Source organism: Thermogutta sp. (assembly GCF_014359955.1).
In the GTDB taxonomy this organism is placed as follows: Bacteria; Planctomycetota; Planctomycetia; order Pirellulales; family Thermoguttaceae; genus Thermogutta.
This window is the reverse complement of record NZ_JACIYL010000440.1, coordinates 1-3,746: the sequence shown is the minus strand read 5'-3', so window position 1 is coordinate 3,746 and position 3,746 is coordinate 1. Positions and strand designations below refer to the sequence as shown.

The window sequence follows — 3,746 nt, the reverse complement described above, 5'->3', positions numbered from 1 at the left end:
CCGCCAAATCGCCACCCCCAAAGACAAACCGCAATCAGTCTCACAGCCAGACCTAGTGAGAAGATTCCCGCTAACGTCCATGCGGGGATCCTGTCGGGGGGCGAAAGCGGAGCTTGCGATGGATTCGGATATTCACACATCGGGCGGGATATGAGTTTCCATCCATGGAATCCTCTGGCGCATGGGACGTCGAGTCTCCAGCATCCGTCAATGGGACGAGAATGGCCAGACGCACGTATGCTACCGGACCTCGCCCATTGCGTCAACGCAGAACAAAGTCCTATGCCAAACGCGATAAAACATTCAAGACAGGAAAACTCCACAATAGGAGAGACAGCAAGAATCTCTTAATAAAGGACAATCCCGAAATCTTGCGGAGAGTGCGATAAATGGGCAACATGAACGTTCCAGCCTCGTCACGCCTGGAGTGACGATCGCCACAAAAACCGTACAAAAACGCAGCTCGGACCATCCCGCTCGCCGCAGCCCGTGAATTTTGCCAGGAATTGGTGTCATCGCCCGAGTGCCCAAAACCGCAGGGCGGTAATGGACAACTCGTTTTTGGGAGTTATACTCAATGCCAACTGAGATTGCTATCAGTGCATGAACCCGAAACGTGGAGGTTTCGCCGGCTTTGTCTTCAAGTGAGGAGGAACACTCTATGTCAACACAGTTGCCAGATTATGTTGCGAGCGCCCGTCCGGTGCCCAAGGACCAGCGGACTCCCTGGTATGCAAGTACAGCGCCAACCTACGCAGGCATCTTCCTGTGGTTCGTTTTCTGGCATCAATTGCCCATGCTGGAAGAGCTGGCCAAAGGCAGCGGCATACCGCTTGCAGCAGGTGGTGCGCTCGCACAGGGATTGGGGATTGCTATTCTGGCCCTGATTGTGTCCGCCCTGGTGTGTCATTACCTGTTCTATCTCATTCCTGGAAAGCTCGGCGTTCAGACGGGACTTCCCCTCTACATCGTGGGTACCTCCACGTACGGCGTGCAAGGCGGATTCATCATGCCAGGGTTCTTAATGGGGGTTCTGCAGTTCGGATGGTTGGCGGTGAATGCATTTTTCACCACCCAGTTGTTGTGTCAACCGTTCGGGGCGGGACCGGGCTCAGTGACCTTTTCCGTGGTGGCCATCGCTTTTGTACTCCTGGCAACACTCATCGGCATCAAGGGAATTCAATATGTGGGGCGCGTGGCCACTTATTTGCCACTGTTGCCCCTTTCGATTCTGATCATTCTCACGCTGGCCTCTCTGGGCGGCGTCACCAAGATGAATCACGAGCAGCTTGTGCAGGATGGTCAGACTCCTGTGAAGGTAACGGCGGATGGAACTCTGGCAACGGACCAGGCCTCCGCGGCCAAAGAAGTGAAGGCTCATGACCCGCTGACCGTGTGGGGTATTTTCCTGGCGGTCTCCACTTATGTGGTTGGTTTCTTCGCTACCGCCGGAGCTGCGGGCGTCGATTTTGGCATGGGCAATCGGGACGAAAATGACGTCAAATGGGGCGGCCTGGTGGGAATTGCCGGGGCCATCATCCTGACCGGAGGACTTTCCCTTGTGATCGCTGCTGGAGCGGTTGGTGCGCAGCTCGCCGGGAAGCCTCCCGTCTTGCAGACAACGCTGCTTATGGAAAAACTTTCGCCCGTTTTGGGCGCGAAGACCCCCGCCATCTTTTGGTACCTGCTTGCTATCGCGGCCTTCCCGCCCGCATGTTTCTCCAGTTTCATTGCGGCCAACAGTTTCAAAACCACGCTGCCCAAGGTCAATCCGTTCGTCTCCTGCGGCATTGGGGCCCTGTGCTCTATCGCTCTCGTGCTCTCCGGATATGCCGGCAATGCCGTCAAGGTGTTCTCGGTAATCGGCGCATCATTTGGTCCCGTCTGTGGCGCGATGGCCGCCGACTATCTACTCAGTGGCAACCGCTGGGCAGGACCGCGGGCAGGCTTCAACCCGGCGGGCTGGGTTTCCTGGATTTTGGGCTTTTGCGTTGGTGCGGCCAATCTGGTGCTCAATACCAACATTGTCCCGTGCCCGCCAGTAGCCGCTTTCCTGGTAGGGTTCGTGGTGTACCTCGTCCTTGCATTCGCAGGACTGGAAAGCCGGACGCTGGAAATGCCCCGGGATGTCCAGTGAAATCGGAGAATAGCTCGGCAAAAAAGGGCGAACTGCCGACCTCAATCTGCCGGGTGGACTAACCGTACACACCGTGTGACCACGCTGGGAGGGTCCCAAAAGGGCCCTCTTTTGGTAAACTGGTGCGCGGTGAGATGTTTTCTCGAAAAACAACGATCAACGTCGTACGGGATTGCCACACATGGACGGGCACTTCCTCCAGCGCGATTGGTTGCGCCACGTCGTCCTTCCCAGACGGTGGGTCCGGGAACTGGATAGAAGGGCCATCGAAGACTTTGCAATTCCAGGGCCGGTCCTCATGGAAAATGCCGGCCGGGGGGCCACCGACGTATTGGAGCGCTTGGGAATAACCGGCCGTGTCGTCATTTGCTGCGGGAAGGGCAATAATGCGGGCGACGGATTCGTGGTCGCCCGGCACCTCGATTTGCGAGGGTTTGACGTGCTCCTGTTACTGGCCTTTCCAGGAGAATCTCTGACGGGCGATGCCCTCCTCAATTACCAGATTGCACGCCGTGCCGGGTTGCCGATGAAAGTAATGGGAGTGGATTTGAACAGCGAGGAGTTGAAACGCTGGCTCACGGAGGCCGAGTGGATCGTGGACGGTCTGCTGGGCACAGGGGCCATTGGGAATCCCCGACCGCCATTCGATACTTTCATAGAGGCGATTAACATGGCCAGGGATGCGGGAGCCCGCGTTTTCGCCCTGGACCTCCCCAGCGGCTGGGACTGCGACAGTGGCGAGCCGGGAAAGCCGTGCGTTCGGGCGGATCATACGGTGACGTTCGCCGTCATGAAACCCGGTTTTTTGAAGCCCCACGCCGCGTCCTTTGTGGGCCAGGTGGACGTGGTTGACATTGGAGTACCACGACGGTTGGTGATGGAAGTGGCAGAACAGTACGCGCGGGAAATTCCCGGTCCAGGATGAAGTCACGTGAGAGGAAACCATGGACGACCCAAGTCAACAATTGACCGGTAATGCGGACGAAACGGGGCTGGTTATTCGTCCCGCTTCACGAGAAACGTTCCGCCTCAACCTTTGGTTGCTGTGCAAGGACCTTCCCGCGGATGATCGCGATGCCCAGGTCCAGCGGCTCCTCGATCATCTTCGCAAATCGCCTCCAGGCACCGCGGGGATCCTTCAGGCTCAACGGGGAAGCGAGGTGGTCGGCGCCATTCTCTGGACGATGTATCCCGGCCGAACGGCCGTGATCTCTGCCCCGGGTCTGCGTGAGAACGAACCGCTCAGTACGGCGGAAAAACTTTTCAGTGGGATAATCTCTAATTTGCGTAGCTCTCAAACGCGACTGATCTTTGCCAACCTTTCAGGGGACCAAACGGCATTTCACGAGCCGTTAAAAAACGCGGGATTTTCGCCCCTTGCTCGGCTTCGCTATCTCCTCTCTCCCGCGCGTGACTTTCCCCGCGAACTTCCCGCGTCGGATCTGTCTTTCGTTCCCGTAACATCGTGGGACGCCAAAGAATTCGCGGAAATTGTGGAAGAAACCTACATCGGGACTCTTGACTGCCCTGAACTTAATGGAATCCGAGAAACGGAAGACGTCCTGGCCGGCTACCGCGCTGCAGGGGTCTATTCTCCCGACTTGTGGTT

General features: G+C 57.3%; 2 protein-coding genes and 1 pseudogene. All 3 read left to right on the top strand.

What is annotated here, in order from left to right; all coding sequences use genetic code 11:
- Positions 1-661 precede the first annotated feature (661 nt).
- Entirely contained in the window at positions 662-2,137 is a 1,476-nt protein-coding gene (locus H5U08_RS12715) for a hypothetical protein (protein WP_297033633.1), read from the top strand.
- A gap of 181 nt (positions 2,138-2,318) precedes the next feature.
- Positions 2,319-3,062: an NAD(P)H-hydrate epimerase gene (locus tag H5U08_RS12710; RefSeq protein ID WP_297033631.1), complete on the top strand. Its 744-nt coding sequence runs from the start codon at positions 2,319-2,321 to the stop codon at positions 3,060-3,062.
- Positions 3,063-3,081: 19 nt separating this feature from the next.
- Positions 3,082-3,746, top strand: a pseudogene (locus tag H5U08_RS12705) (hypothetical protein); the annotation flags it as partial.

Excerpts from the sequence above, each read along its gene's own strand:
- H5U08_RS12710 (WP_297033631.1), top strand. The coding sequence starts at position 2,319 with ATGGACGGGCACTTCCTCCAGCGCGATTGGTTGCGCCACGTCGTCCTT.
- H5U08_RS12715 (WP_297033633.1), top strand. The coding sequence starts at position 662 with ATGTCAACACAGTTGCCAGATTATGTTGCGAGCGCCCGTCCGGTGCCC.